Origin of the sequence: Streptomyces sp. NPDC005262 (assembly GCF_042872425.1) — a bacterium.
GTDB lineage: Bacteria > Actinomycetota > Actinomycetes > Streptomycetales > Streptomycetaceae > Streptomyces.
The window spans coordinates 58,213-75,774 of sequence record NZ_JBIAKK010000013.1 but is presented as its reverse complement, the minus strand read 5'-3'; the positions used below and the strand labels follow the sequence as shown (position 1 = coordinate 75,774).

Genomic DNA, 17,562 nt, shown 5'->3' with positions numbered 1-17,562 from the left:
AGTGTGCGAGTCATGCCGGAGAGCGCAACGTCCCAGGGAGGCGCGGCGGGGCGCGAGAGCGAGCTGGCCCCGGCCCCCGACCCCCGCCGCTGGCAGGCACTTGCCGTGTGCCTGGTGGCGGGCTTCATGACGCTGTTGGACGTGTCCATCGTCAACGTCGCCCTGCCGTCGATCCGCAACGACCTGCGGAGCCCGGAATCCGACCTGCAGTGGGTCCTGTCCGGCTACTCCCTCGCCTTCGGGCTCCTCCTCATCCCCGCCGGGCGGCTGGGCGACGCCCGGGGGCGCCGTGAGGTGTTCCTTGCGGGGCTGGCCGTGTTCACACTGGCGTCGGTGGCCTGCGGAGCCGCCCCGTCCAGCTTCTGGCTGGTGGTCGCCCGGGTGGTTCAGGGCCTCGGCGGAGCCTTGATCTCGCCGCAGATCTCCGCGTTGATCCAGCAGATGTTCTCCGGCCAGGAGCGGGGCCGCGCCTTCGGCATGTTCAGCACGGTGGTCGCCATCTCTACCGCCGTCGGCCCCCTGCTGGGCGGGCTGCTGATCCAGGCGGCGGGACGGGAGGGGGGATGGCGTTGGGTGTTCTTCGTCAACCTGCCGCTCGGCCTCGTCTGCTTCCTGCTCGCCCGGCGCCTCCTCCCGGACACACCGGCAGCGGGCCGCGTACGGCCGAGGGACCTCGATCCCGTCGGCGTACTCCTCCTCGGTGCGGGCGTGCTGGCCCTGCTGCTGCCCTTCATCCAGGCACAGCAGTGGTCCGGCGACGGGAAGTGGCTGCTGGTGGCCGTGGCCGTGGTGCTGCTCGGCGTCTTCGCCTGCTGGGAGGCCCGGTGCGGCGGGCGTGGAACCGTGCCCGTCCTGGACATGTCGCTGTTCCGGATGCACTCCTACTGGCTGGGCTGTCTGCTGAGCCTGCTGTACTTCGCCGGATTCACCTCGATCTTCTTCATCAGCACCCTCTACCTCCAGGCCGGACTGCACTGCACCGCCCTCGAGGCCGGACTGGCCATCACACCGTTCGCTCTGGGGGCGGCGGCCGCCGCCGGGCCAGGTGGCCGGATGGTAGGCCGCTACGGGCGACCGCTGGTCGCCGTGGGCCTGTCCATGGTGGTCGTCGGTCTCGGCGGCACCGTGTTCGCCGTGCACCTGGTCCCGGGTAGCGGTGTCGCCTGGGCGATGGCGGCCCCGCTGCTCCTGGCGGGTGTGGGCAGCGGCCTCGTCATCGCCCCGAACCTGACCCTGACCCTGTCGCAGGTGCCGGTGGTCGGCGGCGGGAGCGCCGCGGGCACGCTCCAGACCGGCCAGCGCGTCGGCTCGGCGATCGGGATCGCCGCGGTCGGCTCGGTCTTCTTCGCGCGGCTTCCCGCCGCCGGCTGGAGGAGCGCGTTCGACAGCGGGCTCATCGTCTCCGCCGCCTTCGTGCTGGGCGCTCTCGTCCTGGCGCTGACCGATGTGGGGATCTCCCGGCGGAACACGAGACGCATCCAGGGCCGGTCCGGCCCCGGCCCGTCCGACTGGAAGGGAGACCGCGATGAACCACCCCACCGGCAGTGAGCCGGACGGCAACGCAGCCTACGGACACAAGCCGTTCAAGCGATCCAGGAGCCACTTCGCCGACCGGATCACGGCTGACGGCCGCGACGGCTGGCCGGTCGAGGCGGGCCGCTACCGGCTGGTCGTCAGCCGTGCCTGCCCCTGGGCGAGCCGGGCACTCGTCTCCCGGCGGCTCCTCGGCCTGGAGGACGCCCTGTCGCTCGCCGTGGCCGACCCGATCCAGGACGACCGCAGCTGGCGCTTCACCCTGGACGAGGGCGGCCGCGACCCGGTGCTCGGTATCGCATATCTCAGCGAGGCGTACGAGGCGCGCGAACCCGGCTACCCCGGCGGTGTCAGCGTTCCCGCGATCGTGGACGTACCCAGCGGGAAGCTCGTCACCAACGACTACCAGCAGATCACCCTGGACTTCGCGACCGAGTGGACCGCGCTGCACCGGCCCGGAGCGCCCGATCTCTACCCCGAACGGCTGCGGGACGAGATCGACGAGGTCATGGGCGGCATCTACCGTGACGTGAACAACGGCGTGTACCGGGCCGGCTTCGCCAGCGGCCAGGAAGAGTACGAAGCCGCGTACCACGACGTGTTCCGCAGGCTCGACCTGGTCGCCGAACGCCTCAAGGACCAGCGCTACCTGGTGGGGGACACGCTCACCGAGGCCGACATCCGGCTGTTCACCACACTCGTGCGCTTCGACGCCGTCTACCACGGGCACTTCAAGTGCAACCGCTCGAAGCTCACCGAGATCCCGGTGCTCTGGGCCTACGCCAGGGACCTGTTCCAGACGCCCGGATTCGGCGACACCGTCGACTTCGACCACATCAAGCAGCACTACTACCGGGTGCACACGGGCATCAACCCCACCCGCATCGTGCCCCTGGGCCCCGACCTCTCCGGCTGGCGGACGCCGCACCACCGTGAGCAGCTCGGGGGCCGCCCGTTCGGCGACGGCACCCCACCCGCGTAGGGGCCGCAGGCCGGTCGAACGATGATCACTACCGGTGCCGGAGTCGTGCCCGGGCTCCTCCTCCTGCGGGAGAGGGCCGGGACACGAGTCGTCCGACTGCGTCATCGTCCATCCGTCCCCGACCACACGGACGCTGGCGTGTGCGGGGGAGCGTTGCGCATCGACGGGCGGAGAGGCAGAGGCGCCGTCCCGATGCGTGTCCGCGGACAGTGAGGCGAACGGCTGAGCGGCGTGAGCCACCGTGCACGCCAACTGCCTCATGGCCAGGTGGCTGAAGGGAGCGACGCCTTTGGGGAGCTGGACGGAGAAGGTGTGGTCGCCGCCGATCGCGAAGTCCGGTGTCTCCGTCAGGCGGGGCAGCTCCGTGGTGGCCGTCACGGTCTCGCTCCCGGTCGGTACGTCGAAAAGCAGGCGCACGACCGCCCCGAAGTCACCAGGGTCGCCGATCTTGCGGGAATACGGCGCCAGATCACCGTTGTGCAGGAAATAGAGGGGGACGACGGTGGGTGCCGAGGGCTTCGGGCGGGGCGAGGACATGCCGCTCGCCGGTGCGCCGGCCTGGATGACGTCGGACGGGGGGGCTCCGCACGCCGAGAGTGTGAGCGTGCTGCGCTCCTGAGGGCTGTCCCGCAAACTGCGCCGTCCGCCCGTGGCCTGCCGAGGGATGGCACGGGCACGGTGCGGACGGTGTGCCCCGGGCAGGGCTCGAACCCGCGGCCGAGCGCTCAGGTGGCGCCCTGTCCGTCCGGGAGGCCGTCCGGCTCCGGATCGAGCCGGAGCGAGACGACGTACGCGACCACGACCGAGACGATCACCAGCGGCATGACGGTGAGCCCCGGCGATCCCAACAGCAGAGTGGCCAGCAGCACCGAGGTCATGGGAAGTCTGAGCATCGCCACACACATGGCACCGATGCCCATCGCGAAGCCGGACGTCACGTTCAGCCCGGGCAGATGCGAGAGCGCGATGCCGCCCGCCGCTCCCACGAACATCGCCGGGAAGACGGGGCCTCCCCGGAAACAACTCAAGGACGCGCAGTACGCCAGCCCCTTGCAGACGATGAGCACCAGGAGCGTGCCCACCGTGTATCCCGCGCTCCCGGCAAGCAGGGGGTCCAGCGCGTTCTGCCCCGAGTACAGCACCCCGGAGGCGGCTCTCCCCGTGACTTCCGCATACGCCAGCGCGAGGACCCCGACCACCAGCCCCATCAGCACGGTGCCCACCACCATCCGTCGCTCGACCCGCGCCTGCAGGAACCGGGCGAGCCGCCGGATCCCTTCGCCGACGACAGCCGCGGCCAGCCCGATGACGACGGCCCAGCCGAACTGGGCGAAGTCCGGCTCTTCGGCCCGCGGCACGTGGTGAAGTGCCAGGGAGTACGTACCCAGACCGGTCCACGAACCCAGCCCGACGAAGATGAGCGAGCCCACACCCGAGGCGAGCAGGCCCGGCAGAAGGACCATCCCGAGCACCGTCCCGCCGAGGCCCGAAGCCTCCATCAGCAGGAACGCCCCGAGGAGCGGAGACCCCAGCAGGGCGCTGACGGCGGCGAAGCTGCCGGAGGCTCCCACGACGGCACTCGCGTTCGGCCTGATGTCCCGCTTCACCAGGCGCACGGCCCACACGGCCAGCCCGCCGCCGAGGGCGATGAGCGGCGCCTCGGGCCCGAGCACGGCACCGAGGCCGAGCGAGGCCAGGGCGGCGATCACGATTCCGGGCAGCTCCACCGCCGTCGGGGCCCCCGTCGTCTTCATGCCTTCGGCCGGCTTGTGCCCGCCTGTGCCGGGCAGGTAACGGATGGTCAGCCCGACCAGCAGGCCGGCAACGACGAGCAGTGGCACCGGCCACCACGTCGGCGTGGAGTGGAAGCCCAGCGCCTTCGGCAGATGGGAGTAGGTCAGCGACTGGAGTTCGTGGGTGAGCGCGAGGAAACCGAAGGCCACAGCCGAGATCGGAACCCCGAGAAGCGCCGCGACCACCAGCAGTCCCGCGTAGCCACGGGTACGGACGATCGCGAAGGGGTCCGGGGGCGCCGTCGCGGACGCCCCGACGGGCTTGGCCGACATACTCGTTGTCTCCTCACGTCGGAGCCCTCAGGCAGGCGCCGGCCCGCGAGCCTCCAGAACGTGATACCACGCGAGGGCGACGAGCCCGGGATGCCGGATCGCAGCCCTGCCGTGAGTACCGCAATTCACCCCCATGGACCCGGGCCGGCGGACGGATCACCGCCGGTCGCTGTCCGGCTCCGACGCGGGGAGCCGGCCCGCGCGTACCGCCTCGACCAGAGCCTGGTGGTCCCGCTCGTTCAGGTCGGCATACGCCTCGGCGAACATGTGGAGCGCACGGTCGAACGCGTCGCCGCGACCCAGATACGCGGCGATGGCGATGCGGTCGCCGGATCTTGCGTGGGCACGGGCCGGCGTGGTGCCCCAGACCTCGCCGAACGTCCTCAGGCCGGCCGGCGTCATCGACGCCGGATCGAGGCCGCCCTTCCAGTCGCGCAACTGGCGCACGTAGAAGTCGCGGCGCCGCCCGTCGATCCCCTTCGCCCACGTCCACCGGGCACTTGAGAAGATCGATTCGTGGACACCTCTGAACCGTTGCCCGGGTCCGACATCGAGCCCCTGCCCGGGGCCGGACGGGCCGTGAGCCGCCGACTGGTCCGCTGCCGCCTCTGCGGCCGCCCGCTCACCGGCACGGACTCGCGCCGCACCGGTCTGGGCCCCGCCTGCGACGCCAAACTGCACCCCGTCGCACCGGACATCCGTACCCGGCGTCACGAGGTCGAACAGGACCCGCTGCCCGGTACCTGAGCGGCGACGGCGGCTATGCGCCGAGGCGGCGGAACAATCCCTCCTGCACGACGGACACCAGCAGATTGCCGCCGCGGTCATAGATCCGGCCGCGCGCCAGTCCCCGTCCCCCCGTCGCGATCGGCGACTCCTGGTCGTACAGGAACCACTCGTCGGCCCGGAACGGCCGGTGGAACCACATCGCGTGGTCCAGCGACGCCATGTCGAAGCCGCGTGGTCCCCACAGCGGCTCCACCGGGATGCGGACCGCGTCGAGGAGCGTCATGTCGCTCGCGTACGTCAGCGCGCAGGTGTGCACGAGAGGGTCGTCGCCCAGCGGGCCGACCGCGCGCATCCAGACGGCGCTGCGCGGGTCCGCGTCCTTGGCCTCCTCGTGCGTCCAGCGCAGCCGGTCGACGTACCGGATGTCGAACGGCTGGCGCCGGGCCATCCGCTCCAGCGCGTCCGGCAACGCCCCGAGGTGCTCGCGGACCTCTTCGGCGACCGTCGGCAGCTGCTCGGGGTCGGGGACGGTCCGGGCGGGCGGCAGCTGGTGCTCGAAGCCCGCCTCCTCCGGCCGGTGGAAGGACGCCGTCAGATTGAAGATCGTCCGGCCCTGCTGGACGGCGGTGACCCGGCGGGTGGTGAACGACCGTCCGTCCCTCACCCGTTCGACCTCGTAGACGATCGGGACGCCGGGCCGGCCCGGCCGCAGGAAGTACGCGTGCAGCGAATGGACCGGCCGGTCCCCGTCGGTGGTGCGGCCGGCCGCAACCAGCGCCTGCCCGGCGACCTGGCCGCCGAAGACCCGTTGCAGGGATTCCTCGGGGCTGCGCCCGCGAAATATGTTGACCTCGATCCGCTCCAGGTCGAGCAGGTCGACCAGGCGCTCGGCGGGGTTCGTCATGCGGTTCGTCTCCACTCTCGCAGCGGTGCCGTGTGCAGGGAGCGCGGTCACAGCTGGCCGACGGAGGTGACCCTGACGACCGCGCGGCCCGCTTCGTCGGAGGCCGCCAGATCGATCTCCGCGCTGATGCCCCAGTCGTGGTCGCCGTTCGGGTCGGCGAACGTCTGTCGCACCCGCCACAGGCCGTGCGCGGCGTCCTCGTCGATCTTCAGCAGCTTCGGCCCGCGGGCGTCCGGACCGGTGCCCAGGTCCTCGTACTCGTCCCAGTACGCGTCCATCGCCTCGCCCCACGCGTCCTCGTCCCAGCCCGCTTCGCCGTCCAGGTCGCCGAGCTCGGCGACCTTGTCCAGCGCGGCCAGCTCCACCCGGCGGAACATCGCGTTGCGGACCAGCACCCGGAAGGCGCGGGCGTTGGCGGTGACCGGCTTGACCTCGTCGGCCCGCTCCTGCGCCTCCTCGGCGGTCTCCACCTCCGGGTTGGCGAGCTGCTCCCACTCGTCGAGGAGACTGGAGTCGACCTGCCGCACCATCTCGCCGAGCCAGGCGATCAGATCCTCCAGGTCCTCGGACTTCAGGTCGTCCGGGATGGTGTGCTCAAGAGCCTTGTACGCGCTCGCCAGGTACCGCAGCACGATGCCCTCGGTACGGGCCAGCTCGTAGTTCGAGGTGAACTCCGTGAACGTCATGGCGCGTTCGTACATGTCCCGGATCACGGACTTCGGCGAGACCGGGTGGTCGCCCACCCACGGGTGGCTCTTGCGGTACACGTCGTACGCGTGCCACAGCAACTCGCTCAGCGGCTTCGGGTACGTGACGTCCTGGAGCAGCTCCATCCGCTCCTCGTACTCGACACCGTCCGCCTTCATCTGGCCGACCGCTTCGCCGCGCGCCTTGTTCTGCTGTGCGGCCAGGATCTGACGCGGGTCGTCGAGCGTCGACTCGACGACGGAGACCATGTCCAGCGCATACGACGGCGACTCGCCGTCCAGCAGGTCGAACGCGGCCAGCGCGAACGTGGACAGCGGCTGGTTCAGCGCGAAGTCCTGCTGGAGATCGACGGTGAGCCGCACGATGCGGCCCTCCGCGTCCGGCTTGTCGAGCTGCTCCACCACGCCGCCGTCCAGCAGCGAGCGGTAGATCGCGATGGCCCGGCGGATGTGGCGCAGCTGCGCCTTGCGCGGCTCGTGGTTGTCCTCCAGCAGATGCCGCATCGCCGCGAAGGCGTTGCCGGGACGCGCGATCACGGACAGCAACATCGTGTGCGTGACCCGGAAGCGGGATGTCAGCGGCTCCGGATCGGACTGGATCAGCTTGTCGAACGTGCTCTCCGACCAGGCGACGAAGCCCTCGGGGGCCTTCTTGCGGACCACCTTGCGCTTCTTCTTGGGATCGTCGCCCGCCTTCTTGACGGCCTTCTCGTTCTCGATGACGTGCTCCGGCGCCTGCGCGACGACGAAGCCGGCCGTGTCGAAGCCGGCGCGGCCCGCGCGGCCGGCGATCTGGTGGAACTCACGCGCGCGCAGCGTACGGACCCGGCTGCCGTCGTACTTGGTGAGCGCCGTGAAGAGCACCGTACGGATCGGGACGTTGACGCCGACGCCGAGGGTGTCCGTACCGCAGATCACCTTCAGCAGACCGGCCTGGGCGAGCTTCTCCACCAGTCGCCGGTACTTCGGGAGCATGCCCGCGTGATGCACCCCGATGCCGTGCCGCACGTAGCGCGAGAGGTTCTGACCGAACTTCGTGGTGAAGCGGAAGTTGCCGATCAGGTCGGCGATCTTCTCCTTCTCCTCCTTGGTGCACATGTTGATGCTCATCAGCGACTGCGCCCGCTCGACGGCCGCGGCCTGCGTGAAGTGCACGATGTACACCGGTGACTGCCGGGTGTCCAGCAGTTCGGTCAGCGTCTCGGTGATCGGGGTCAGCCGGTACTCGTAGCTCAGCGGGACCGGCCGGGTCGCCGAGCGCACCACGGAGGTGGGACGGCCGGTGCGCCGGGTCAGGTCCTGCTCGAACATCTTGACGTCACCGAGCGTGGCCGACATCAGGATGAACTGGGCCTGCGGCAGCTCCAGGAGCGGGATCTGCCAGGCCCACCCGCGGTCCGGCTCCGCATAGAAGTGGAACTCGTCCATCACGACCTGGCCGATGTCGGCGTGCTTGCCGTCGCGCAGCGCGATGGACGCGAGCACCTCCGCGGTGCAGCAGATCACCGGGGCGTCCGCGTTGACCGAGGCGTCGCCGGTGAGCATCCCGACGTTCTCCGTACCGAACAGTTTGCACAGGTCGAAGAACTTCTCCGAGACCAGTGCCTTGATCGGTGCGGTGTAGAAGGTGACCTTGTCCTGGGCCAGCGCCGTGAAGTGCGCACCCGCCGCGACCAGGCTCTTTCCGGAGCCGGTGGGGGTGGACAGGATCACGTTCGCCCCGGAGACCACCTCGATCAGCGCCTCCTCCTGAGCAGGGTAGAGGGTGATGCCCTGGGTCTCGGTCCATGACGAGAAGGCCTCGAAGAGGGCGTCCGGGTCGTCGGTCGGGGGCAGCTGATCGATAAGGGTCACGCCCCCATCTTGCCTGTCTTCTGCCCGGATGAGGGAACCGGAAGACCGGACGAAGATCACGGACGATACGCTGCCCACTCAACTCGGCCGCATCGCAACGACGATGGCGGCCGGACAACTCTGGGGGCGGGAAGAACCATGATGGGACCGGCACACTCACTGTCCGGGGCGGCGGCCTGGCTGGGGGTGGGCGCTGCGGCGGCTGCCGCGGGCCATACGATGCCGTGGCCCGTCCTGGTCGTCGGCGCACTGATCACCGCGGGCGCCGCTCTCGCCCCGGACCTCGATCACAAGTCCGCGACCATCTCGCGCGCCTTCGGACCGGTCTCCCGCGGACTCTGCGAGATCGTCGACAAGCTCTCGCACGCTGTCTACAAGACGACCCGGGGCCCCGGTGACCCGCGCAGGAACGGTGGCCACCGGACCCTGACGCACACCTGGCTCTGGGCCGTCCTGATCGGTGCCGGGTCCTCCGCCGCGGCGATCGCCGGCGGCCGATGGGCGGTCCTCGCGATCCTCTTCGTCCATCTGGTGCTGGCCGTCGAAGGACTGCTGTGGCGGGCCGCCCGGATGTCCAGCGACGTCCTGGTGTGGCTGCTCGGCGCGACCAGCGCCTGGATCCTGGCGGGCGTCCTGGACAAGCCGGGCAACGGCTCGGACTGGCTCTTCAGCGCGCCCGGCCAGGAGTACCTCTGGCTCGGGCTGCCGATCGTCCTCGGCGCCCTCGTCCACGACATCGGTGACGCGCTGACCGTCTCCGGCTGCCCGATCCTGTGGCCGATCCCGCTGGGCCGCAAGCGCTGGTACCCGGTGGGGCCGCCGAAGGTCATGCGATTCCGGGCCGGCAGCTGGGTGGAGCTGAAGGTGCTCATGCCGGCGTTCATGGTGCTCGGGGGCGCGGGCGCGGCGGCTGCCCTCAACTTCATCTGACCGCCGTACCGTCGGCCCGCCGATGAGCACCGAATCGAGGACCTGCAGTAGCCGCAGTTCGCACTGGGTCACCGAGATGAAGACAGGCGGGCAGCGGTCGTTCCAGACCCTCGAGGTGTGCGTGGCGGGCCGGACGATCCGCTGTGAAGTCGTGTGCCGGCCGGCGAGGACGACGGTGCCGTCGCTCCGCCGGACCACCAGTGACCGGTGACCGTCGGTGTGGCCAGGAGTGGGGATGATCCGTACTTCCTGGCCACGCCTCGGCTCCTCCGCTCAGCCGTGCCAGGACCGCCACAGCGCTGCGTAGGCGCCGTCCGCCGCCACCAGCTCGTCATGGCTGCCCAGTTCGCTGATCCGGCCGCTCTCGACCACCGCGATCACATCCGCGTCGTGCGCGGTGTGCAGCCGGTGCGCGATCGCCACGACCGTACGGCCGTCCAGCACCCGTGCCAGCGAGCGTTCCAGATGCCGGGCCGCCCGCGGGTCCAGCAGCGAGGTCGCCTCGTCCAGCACCAGCGTGTGCGGATCGGCCAGCACCAGCCGGGCCAGCGCGATCTGCTGCGCCTGCGCCGGGGTCAGTGACAGACCGCCCGAACCGACCTCGGTGTCCAGCCCCTCGTCCAGCGCCTTCGCCCAGGCGTCCGCGTCGACCGCGGCGAGCGACGCCCACAGCTCGGCGTCCTCGGCACCCGTCCGGGCCAGCAGCAGATTGTCGCGCAGCGAACCGACGAACACATGGTGCTCCTGGTTGACCAGCGCCACATGCGTACGTACCCGCTCCGCCGTCATCCGGGACAACTCCGCACCACCCAGCGTGACTTCACCGGTGCGTGGGGCGTAGATCCCGGCCAGCAGCCGGCCGAGCGTGGACTTGCCCGCACCGGACGGGCCGACCAGCGCCAGGCGCGTGCCCGGGGCGACGTCCAGCGACACCTTGTGCAGGACGTCGACCCCGTCGCGGTACCCGAAGTGCACCTCACCCGCCCGGACGTCCCGGCCGTCCGGGACGACCGCCGTCTCGCCCGCGTCCGGCTCGATGTCCCGGACGCCGACCAGCCGGGCCAGCGACACCTGTGCGACCTGCAACTCGTCGTACCAGCGCAGGATCAGACCGATCGGGTCGACCATCATCTGCGCGAGCAGCGCACCGGTCGTCAGCTGTCCGACGGTCAGCCACCCCTCGATGACGAACCACCCGCCGAGCATCAGGACCGCGCCGAGGATCGTCACGTACGTGACGTTGATGACGGGGAACAGCACCGAACGCAGGAACAGCGTGTACCGCTCCCACGCCGTCCACTCCTTGATCCGCCGGTCCGACAGTGCCACCCGGCGTGCGCCGAGCCGGTGCGCCTCCACCGTCCGTCCTGCGTCCACGGTCTCCGCGAGCATCGCCGCGACCGCGGCGTATCCGGCGGCCTCCGAGCGGTACGCGGACGGCGCCCGGCGAAAGTACCAGCGGCAGCCGAGGATCAGCACCGGCAGGGCGATCAGTACGGAGAGCGCCAGCGGGGGAGCGGTCACGGTGAGCGCACCGAGCAGCAGCCCGGCCCACACCACCCCGATCGCCAGCTGTGGCACGGCCTCACGCATCGCGTTGGCCAGCCGGTCGATGTCCGTGGTGATCCGGGACAGCAGATCACCGGTCCCGGCCCGCTCCAGCACCCCCGGCGGCAGCCCGACCGACCGGACGAGGAAGTCCTCACGCAGATCGGCGAGCATCTCCTCGCCGAGCATGGCGCTGCGAAGCCGCATCATCCGCGTGAACACGGTCTGTACCACCAGCGCGAGCGCGAACACCGCCGCGGTGCGCTCCAGATGGAGGTCGGCGACCCCGTTCGACAGGTCCTCGACCAGCCCGCCGAGCAGATACGGCCCGACGATCGAGGCGATCACCGCGACTGCGTTGACCGAGATGAGCACGGCGAACGGCTTGCGATGGCGCCGCATCAGCTCCTGTACATAGGCCCGTACGGTGGCGGGGGTGCCGACCGGCAGGGTCGTGGCCGACTCCGGGGCGGCCGGGTCGTACGCCGGTTGTGCGACGCCGATCATGCCCTCTCCTCGATTTCTTCGATCGATTCGATCTCGTCGATCTTGTCCAGTGCGCTCAGGGCCGCGATTTCGTCCTCGGTCTCACGGGTGACGACCGCCCGGTAACGCGATTCGGTGTGCAGCAGCTCGCGGTGCGCACCGACCGCGACGACCGTGCCGTCGTGCACCAGCACCACCCGGTCCGCCAGGTCGAGCAGCAGAGGCGACGAAGCGAAGGCCACCGTCGTACGACCGGTGCGCAGCGCCTTGATCCCGGCGGCGACCCGGGCCTCGGTGTGCGAGTCGACGGCGGACGTCGGCTCGTCCAGAACCAGCGCCTCAGGATCGGTGACCAGCGAACGGGCCAGCGCGAGCCGCTGGCGCTGTCCACCGGAGAGCGACCGGCCCCGCTCGGTGATCCTGGTGGTCATCGGGTCGCCGTCGGTGGCGACGGAGGCCTGCGCCAGCGCGTCCAGCACATCACCGCACTGGGCGGCGGCCAGCGCCTCCTCGGCGGTCACCAGGCCGGACGCCGGTACGTCGAGCAGCTCCCGCAGTGTCCCGGAGAGCAGTACCGGGTCCTTGTCCTGGACCAGCACCGCGGTCCGGGCGGCAGCCAGCGGAAGCTCGTCCAGGGGTACGCCACCGAGCAGGACGGACGGGGTCTTGTCCGGCCGGCCCTCGGGGGCGTCGTCCGCCGTGTCGGGTTCCGCGCCCACCTCGGCGTGTCCGCCGAGCCGTTCGGCCAGCCGGCCCGCCTCGTCCGGATCGCCGCAGACCACCGCGGTGAACAGACCCGACGGTGCCATCAGCCCGGTGACCGGGTCGTACAGGTCACCGGCCGGCACCGCGTCGACGGTCGAGGGCTCGGCGGTGCGGTGCAGCGACAGCACCCGGACGGCCCGCTGCGCGGACGGCCGCGAGAAGGAGTACGCCATCGCGATCTCCTCGAAGTGCCGCAGCGGGAACAGCATCAGTGTCGCCGCGCTGTACACCGTGACCAGCTGACCGACCTCGATCCGGCCGTCGTGGGCCAGCGTCGCCCCGTACACGACCAGCGAGATCAGCAGCACACCCGGCAGCAGCACCTGGATCGCCGAGATCAGCGACCACATCTGCGCGCTGCGCACCGCAGCCTTGCGGACCTCCTGCGAGGCGCTCCGGTAGCGGCCGAGAAACAGCTCCTCGCCGCCGATACCGCGCAGCACCCGCAGCCCGGCGACGGTGTCCGACGCCAGTTCGGTGGCCTTACCGGCCTTCTCGCGCTGGAGGTCGGCGCGCCGGGTGGCGCGGGGCAGCAGCGGCAGTACCGCCAGCGCCAGGATCGGCATGGCGAGCACCACCAGGACGCCCAGCGAAGGCAGATAGAGGACGAGCCCGACGCAGATCAGCACGAGAGCGGCGGCTGCGGCGGCGAAACGGGAGAGCGCCTCGACGAACCAGCCGATCTTCTCGACGTCGCCGGTGGACACCGCGACGACCTCGCCCGCGGCGACCCGGCGGGTCAGCGCGGCGCCGAGTTCCGCCGTCTTGCGGGCCAGCAGCTGCTGGACGCGGGCGGCGGCAGTGATCCAGTTGGTGACGGCGGTCCGGTGGAGCATGGTGTCGCCGACCGCGATCAGCACACCGAGGACCGCGATGAGCCCGCCCGCCAGCGCAAGCCGGCCGCCCGAACGGTCGACCACCGCCTGCACCGCGAAGCCGACGGCCAGCGGCAGCCCGGCGATGGAGCACTGGTGCAGCAGGCCCCAGGACATGGACCTGAGCTGGCCACGGATCTGGTTGCGGCCGAGCCAGAGCAGGAAGCGTGGGCCTGACCGGACATCAGGATCGCCAGGATCTGAATACGGAAGATCGCGAATCTGCATGACGTCCCATGGTTCGGAAGGGCGGAGATCTGTCGAAGACCTCGAGGAACGGGTGGGGGGACCAAACCGTGCAAGGTTCGCGTCCTGCCGGGGTCCGAGGCAAACGGTTTTTCGCTCGACGGTAAAGATTCGGCTCGTATTCGAGGCAGGTCACAGGCGGTGAGGCCGGCCGCTGGGCCGTGGTGCGAATATGGGCGGATGCGAATAACCGGTCCGGTACGAATGGCTGTCGCGGCAGCGGCCTGTGGTCTCATGCTCACTCCCCTGACCGCGTGCGGCAGCTCGCACGAAGGGCAGCAGGACGACAGGAAATCCGGCAGCGCGACGAACCGGAAGGCGCCGACCGCCGATCTGAAGCGCATTCCCGACGTGGGCGACCGGCTGTACGCGCAGATACCCGAGAACTCGCGTCAGGTCGTCGCGGTCTACGGCGTGGGCAAGAACTCGGCCGACTCCACCGTCGTGCTGTACACCAAGCACGGCGCCACCTGGGACACCACCGGCAGCTGGAAGGCCCACAACGGCAGGAAGGGCTGGACCACCGACCATCACGAGGACGACAAGCGCAGTCCGGTCGGTGTATTCACGCTCACCGACGCGGGCGGTGCGCTGGCCGACCCGGGCGCGCTCCTCCCGTACACGCAGTCCGCGTCGATCCAGGCACCGCGCTACTGGTCGAAGCCGTACTGGCACGACTTCGACTACGTCATCGCCATCGACTACAACCGCGTCAAGGGCACTGCGCCCAACGACCCCACGCGCCCGCTGGGACAGTCGAAGGGTGGCAGCATCTGGCTGCACATGGACCACGGCAGCGGTACGTCGGCCTGTGTGAGCCTGCCCAAGTCGGCCATGCAACTGCTGCTGCGCACCCTCGACCCGAAGCAGCACCCGGTCGTGGTGATGGGCGACAAGGCGACGCTCGGAGCGGCCTGACCACACCCCCTCTCGTCCGGCCGTTGCCGCGAGAGGGGGAGCGGACCGCCTCGGGCATGGGGGCGGGTACGCGGTCGGGCGGGGAGGGCGTCAGGGGCGCGTCGCCCGCTCCAGTTCGATCAGGACCGAGTAGTACTCGCGCCCCGTGGCCCGGTCCATGCCGATCTCGCACATCCGGTTGGCGGAGAGATACGCGTCGTACTCCCGGGAGTTCACCTCGGCGGCCTCCTTAGCCGTCGCCGACGCCGTCAGCTCCTTGTGCAGCATCCCGCGGTCGCCCGCGAACGCGCAGCACCCGGCGTCGTCCGGGACGACGACCTCCTCCGCGCACGCCTCGGCGACCGCACGCAACTGTTCCACGTCACCCAGGTGCTGCATCGAACACGTCGGGTGCAGGACCGCCGAACCGGTCCTGCGCAGGACGGTCAGCCCCGGGAGCAGCTCGTCGGCCGCCCAGACGAGGGAGTCGACGACGGTCAGCTCCCGGTGCAACTCCCGGTTTTCCTCGGTGAGATACGGCACCACCTCATGGGCGATACCCAGCGTGCACGACGAGGCGTCGACCACCAGGGGAAGCGTGCCTCCCGCCGTCCAGCCCCAGGCGGCCTCGACGATGCGGTTGGCCATCACCGCATTGCCCTCGTCGTACCCCTTGGAGTGCCAGATCGTCGAGCAGCAGGTTCCCGTTACATCCTCCGGGATCCACACCGGCTTTCCGGCACGGGCCGAGACGGCGACGACTGCCTGCGGCAGCGAAGGGCCGTGGTGGCCGTCGGGGCCGCCGAAGATCCGGTTGACACAGGCCGGGTAGTAGACGGCGCTCGCTCCGACCCGCGAGGTGCGAGGCAGCTTGCGGGCGGCTGCGCCGGGGATCTCCGGCAGCCACTCCGGCACCAGATCGGGGCGTACGGCCTTGCGGGCGAGCCCGGTGACCGTCTCCAGCAGCCGGTCGCCGATCCTGTCCGCTGCGGCGACCGCCAGCCGCGCCGAGACCTCCACCGTCTTGAAGTTCTTCGCCGTGAGCGCTGCGATCCGCTCCTCGCGCGGCGAGTGCCGCTGGTGGCGGAAGTCCTTCATCATGGCGCCGGTGTCGATGCCGACCGGACAGGCGAGCTTGCAGGTGGAGTCGCCCGCGCAGGTGTCGACGGCGTCGTAGCCGTACGCGTCGAGCAGTGCGGTCTCCACCGGCGAACCGTCCGGCTGCCGCATCATCTCCCTCCGCAGCACGATCCGTTGGCGGGGAGTGGTGGTCAAGTCCTCGCTGGGGCAGGTCGGTTCGCAGAAGCCGCACTCGATGCACGGGTCGGCGATCAGCTCGACCTCGGGAATGGTCTTCAGCCCGCGCAGATGGGCCTTGGGGTCGCGGTCGAGGACGATCCGGGGTGCCAGCACCCCGTCGGGGTCGATGACCTGCTTCGTGCGCCACATCAGCTCGGTCGCCTTGGGACCCCACTCCAGCTCCAGGAACGGAGCGATGTTGCGGCCGGTGGCGTGCTCCGCCTTGAGTGACCCGTCGAAGCGCTCCACGGTCAGCCGGCAGAAGTCGTCCATGAACGCGGCGTACCGGTCGACGTCGGACGGCTTCGCCGCATCGAAGGCGAGCAGGAAGTGCAGATTGCCGTGTGCGGCGTGACCCGCGACGGCGGCGTCGAAGCCGTGCTCCGCCTGGAGCCGGAGGAGGGATTCGCAGGCGTCGGCGAGCTGCGACGGCGGGACCGCGAAGTCCTCCGTGATCAGCGTCGTACCCGACGGGCGGGAGCCGCCGACCGCGGTGACGAAGGCCTTGCGGGCCCTCCAGTATCCGGAGATGATCTTGGCCTCGCGGGTGAACTCATTGGTCACCGAGGCGACCGGCGCGACAAGATCCAGCCCCTTGACGGCCGCGGCTGCCGCACGCTCGTACGCCTCCTGCCCCGGCTCGTCCGGAGCCCGGAACTCCACCAGCAGTGCCGCGGTCTCCTTGGGCAGCTCGGCCCAGTCGGCCGGCACGCCCTGGACGCTCACCGAAGCGCGCAGCGTATTGCCGTCCATCAGCTCGACGGCGATCGCCCCCGCCTCGTTGAAGCGGGGCACGGCAGCCGCCGCGGCGGTCAGCGAGGGGAAGAAGAGCAGCGCGCTGGAGACCTTTCGGTCCAGCGGCAGGGTGTCGAAGACGACCTCGGAGATGAACCCGAAGGTGCCCTCCGAGCCGACCATCAGCCCGCGCAGGATCTGTACGGGCGTCGAGCCGTCCAGGAAGGCGTCGAGCCGGTACCCGTTGGTGTTCTTGATCTCGTACTTGGCGCGGATCCGGGCGGTGAGCTCCGCATCCGCCTCGATCTCCGCCTTGAGGGCCAGCAGCTCCCCGCACAGCCGGGGCTCGGCATGCGCCAGCAGCTCGTCCGCCGCCGGATCGGCTGTGTCGACGACCGTGCCGCTCGGCAGCACGAAGGTGAGCGAGGAGACGGTGCGATACGAATTACGGGTGGTGCCGGCGGTCATTCCGGAGGCGTTGTTGGCGACGACCCCGCCGACCGTGCACGCGATGGCGCTGGCCGGGTCGGGGCCGAGCAGCCTGCCGTACCGGGCGAGGGTGGCATTGGCGCGCATGACCGTGGTCCCGGGGCGGATACGGGCCCGCGCGCCGTCGTCCAGGACTTCGATGCCCGTCCAGTGGTGGCGGACGTCGACAAGGATGTCCTCGCCCTGCGCCTGGCCGTTCAGACTGGTGCCGGCGGCCCGGAAGACGACTTCGCGGCCCTTGCCGTGCGCGTACGAAAGGATCGCGGAGATGTCGTCGATGTCCTCGGGGACCACGACGACCTGCGGGACGAACCGGTAGGGGCTGGCATCGGAGGCGTACTTCACCAGGTCGGAGACCTTCCACAGCACCTTCTCCGCCCCCAGCAGTGCGATCAGCTCGCCGCGCAGTGCTTCGGGTGTGCCCGCTGCCCGGTCGTCGAGGACCTGATCGGGGGACGCGGAGCGCGCCGCACGAGGACGGAGGGCTTCGGGCTTCGGCTCCAGCAGCGGCATGACG

Annotated in this window: 11 protein-coding genes and 1 pseudogene; 5 read left to right on the top strand and 7 right to left on the bottom strand. The window is 70.5% G+C overall.

Annotation, left to right across the window (positions count from 1 at the left end):
- Window positions 1–12: 12 nt before the first annotated feature.
- Entirely contained in the window at window positions 13–1,548 is a 1,536-nt protein-coding gene (locus tag ACFYP5_RS27520) for an MFS transporter (RefSeq protein ID WP_389041006.1), read from the top strand.
- Entirely contained in the window at window positions 1,526–2,515 is a 990-nt protein-coding gene (locus ACFYP5_RS27515) for a glutathione S-transferase family protein (protein ID WP_389041005.1), read from the top strand. The genes ACFYP5_RS27520 and ACFYP5_RS27515 overlap by 23 nt, the downstream gene beginning before the upstream one ends.
- 725 nt (window positions 2,516–3,240) lie before the next feature.
- On the opposite strand, the gene ACFYP5_RS27510 is transcribed toward ACFYP5_RS27515, so the two are convergent.
- The gene (locus ACFYP5_RS27510) at window positions 3,241–4,581 is read right to left on the bottom strand and encodes a chloride channel protein (RefSeq protein ID WP_389041003.1); all 1,341 of its coding nucleotides are present in this window, start codon (window positions 4,579–4,581) and stop codon (window positions 3,241–3,243) included.
- 156 nt (window positions 4,582–4,737) lie between these two features.
- Window positions 4,738–5,196, bottom strand: a pseudogene (locus ACFYP5_RS27505) (DUF2252 family protein); the annotation flags it as partial.
- Between ACFYP5_RS27505 and ACFYP5_RS27500 the strand changes: the two are divergent.
- Window positions 5,098–5,328, top strand: coding sequence for a DUF6011 domain-containing protein (locus tag ACFYP5_RS27500; RefSeq protein ID WP_389041270.1), 231 nt, complete (start codon window positions 5,098–5,100; stop codon window positions 5,326–5,328). The pseudogene ACFYP5_RS27505 and the gene ACFYP5_RS27500 overlap by 99 nt on opposite strands.
- Window positions 5,329–5,341: 13 nt before the next feature.
- On the opposite strand, the gene ACFYP5_RS27495 is transcribed toward ACFYP5_RS27500, so the two are convergent.
- Both ACFYP5_RS27495 and ACFYP5_RS27490 read right to left on the bottom strand, forming a co-directional pair.
- Window positions 5,342–6,214 (bottom strand): acyl-CoA thioesterase, encoded by an 873-nt coding sequence (locus tag ACFYP5_RS27495; protein ID WP_389041001.1) that lies wholly within the window; start codon window positions 6,212–6,214, stop codon window positions 5,342–5,344.
- 47 nt (window positions 6,215–6,261) lie between these two features.
- The gene (locus ACFYP5_RS27490; RefSeq protein WP_389040999.1) at window positions 6,262–8,775 is read right to left on the bottom strand and encodes a DEAD/DEAH box helicase; all 2,514 of its coding nucleotides are present in this window, start codon (window positions 8,773–8,775) and stop codon (window positions 6,262–6,264) included.
- A 138-nt stretch (window positions 8,776–8,913) separates the two neighbouring features.
- On the opposite strand from ACFYP5_RS27490, the gene ACFYP5_RS27485 reads away from it, so the two are divergent.
- Window positions 8,914–9,705: a metal-dependent hydrolase gene (locus ACFYP5_RS27485; RefSeq protein ID WP_389040997.1), complete on the top strand. Its 792-nt coding sequence runs from the start codon at window positions 8,914–8,916 to the stop codon at window positions 9,703–9,705.
- 273 nt (window positions 9,706–9,978) lie between these two features.
- Here ACFYP5_RS27485 and ACFYP5_RS27480 read toward each other — a convergent pair whose 3' ends face one another.
- Both ACFYP5_RS27480 and ACFYP5_RS27475 read right to left on the bottom strand, forming a co-directional pair.
- Window positions 9,979–11,760 (bottom strand): ABC transporter ATP-binding protein, encoded by a 1,782-nt coding sequence (locus ACFYP5_RS27480; RefSeq protein ID WP_389040995.1) that lies wholly within the window; start codon window positions 11,758–11,760, stop codon window positions 9,979–9,981.
- Window positions 11,757–13,607 (bottom strand): ABC transporter transmembrane domain-containing protein, encoded by a 1,851-nt coding sequence (locus ACFYP5_RS27475; RefSeq protein ID WP_389040993.1) that lies wholly within the window; start codon window positions 13,605–13,607, stop codon window positions 11,757–11,759. Before ACFYP5_RS27475 ends, ACFYP5_RS27480 begins: the two co-directional genes overlap by 4 nt.
- A 222-nt stretch (window positions 13,608–13,829) precedes the next feature.
- On the opposite strand from ACFYP5_RS27475, the gene ACFYP5_RS27470 reads away from it, so the two are divergent.
- Complete coding sequence (locus tag ACFYP5_RS27470; RefSeq protein WP_389041268.1) at window positions 13,830–14,543, top strand: hypothetical protein; 714 nt, start codon at window positions 13,830–13,832, stop codon at window positions 14,541–14,543.
- 90 nt (window positions 14,544–14,633) lie between these two features.
- Here ACFYP5_RS27470 and ACFYP5_RS27465 read toward each other — a convergent pair whose 3' ends face one another.
- On the bottom strand, window positions 14,634–17,558 hold the full coding sequence (locus ACFYP5_RS27465) for an FAD-binding and (Fe-S)-binding domain-containing protein (RefSeq protein WP_389040991.1): 2,925 nt from the start codon (window positions 17,556–17,558) through the stop codon (window positions 14,634–14,636).
- Between the last annotated feature and the right edge of the window lie 4 nt (window positions 17,559–17,562).

Coding starts and splice junctions, on each gene's coding strand:
- ACFYP5_RS27520 (WP_389041006.1), top strand. CDS start 13: ATGCCGGAGAGCGCAACGTCCCAGGGAGGCGCGGCGGGGCGCGAGAGC.
- ACFYP5_RS27515 (WP_389041005.1), top strand. CDS start 1,526: ATGAACCACCCCACCGGCAGTGAGCCGGACGGCAACGCAGCCTACGGA.
- ACFYP5_RS27510 (WP_389041003.1), bottom strand. CDS start 4,581: ATGTCGGCCAAGCCCGTCGGGGCGTCCGCGACGGCGCCCCCGGACCCC.
- ACFYP5_RS27495 (WP_389041001.1), bottom strand. CDS start 6,214: ATGACGAACCCCGCCGAGCGCCTGGTCGACCTGCTCGACCTGGAGCGG.
- ACFYP5_RS27485 (WP_389040997.1), top strand. CDS start 8,914: ATGATGGGACCGGCACACTCACTGTCCGGGGCGGCGGCCTGGCTGGGG.
- ACFYP5_RS27480 (WP_389040995.1), bottom strand. CDS start 11,760: ATGATCGGCGTCGCACAACCGGCGTACGACCCGGCCGCCCCGGAGTCG.
- ACFYP5_RS27475 (WP_389040993.1), bottom strand. CDS start 13,607: ATGCAGATTCGCGATCTTCCGTATTCAGATCCTGGCGATCCTGATGTC.
- ACFYP5_RS27470 (WP_389041268.1), top strand. CDS start 13,830: ATGGCTGTCGCGGCAGCGGCCTGTGGTCTCATGCTCACTCCCCTGACC.
- ACFYP5_RS27465 (WP_389040991.1), bottom strand. CDS start 17,558: ATGCCGCTGCTGGAGCCGAAGCCCGAAGCCCTCCGTCCTCGTGCGGCG.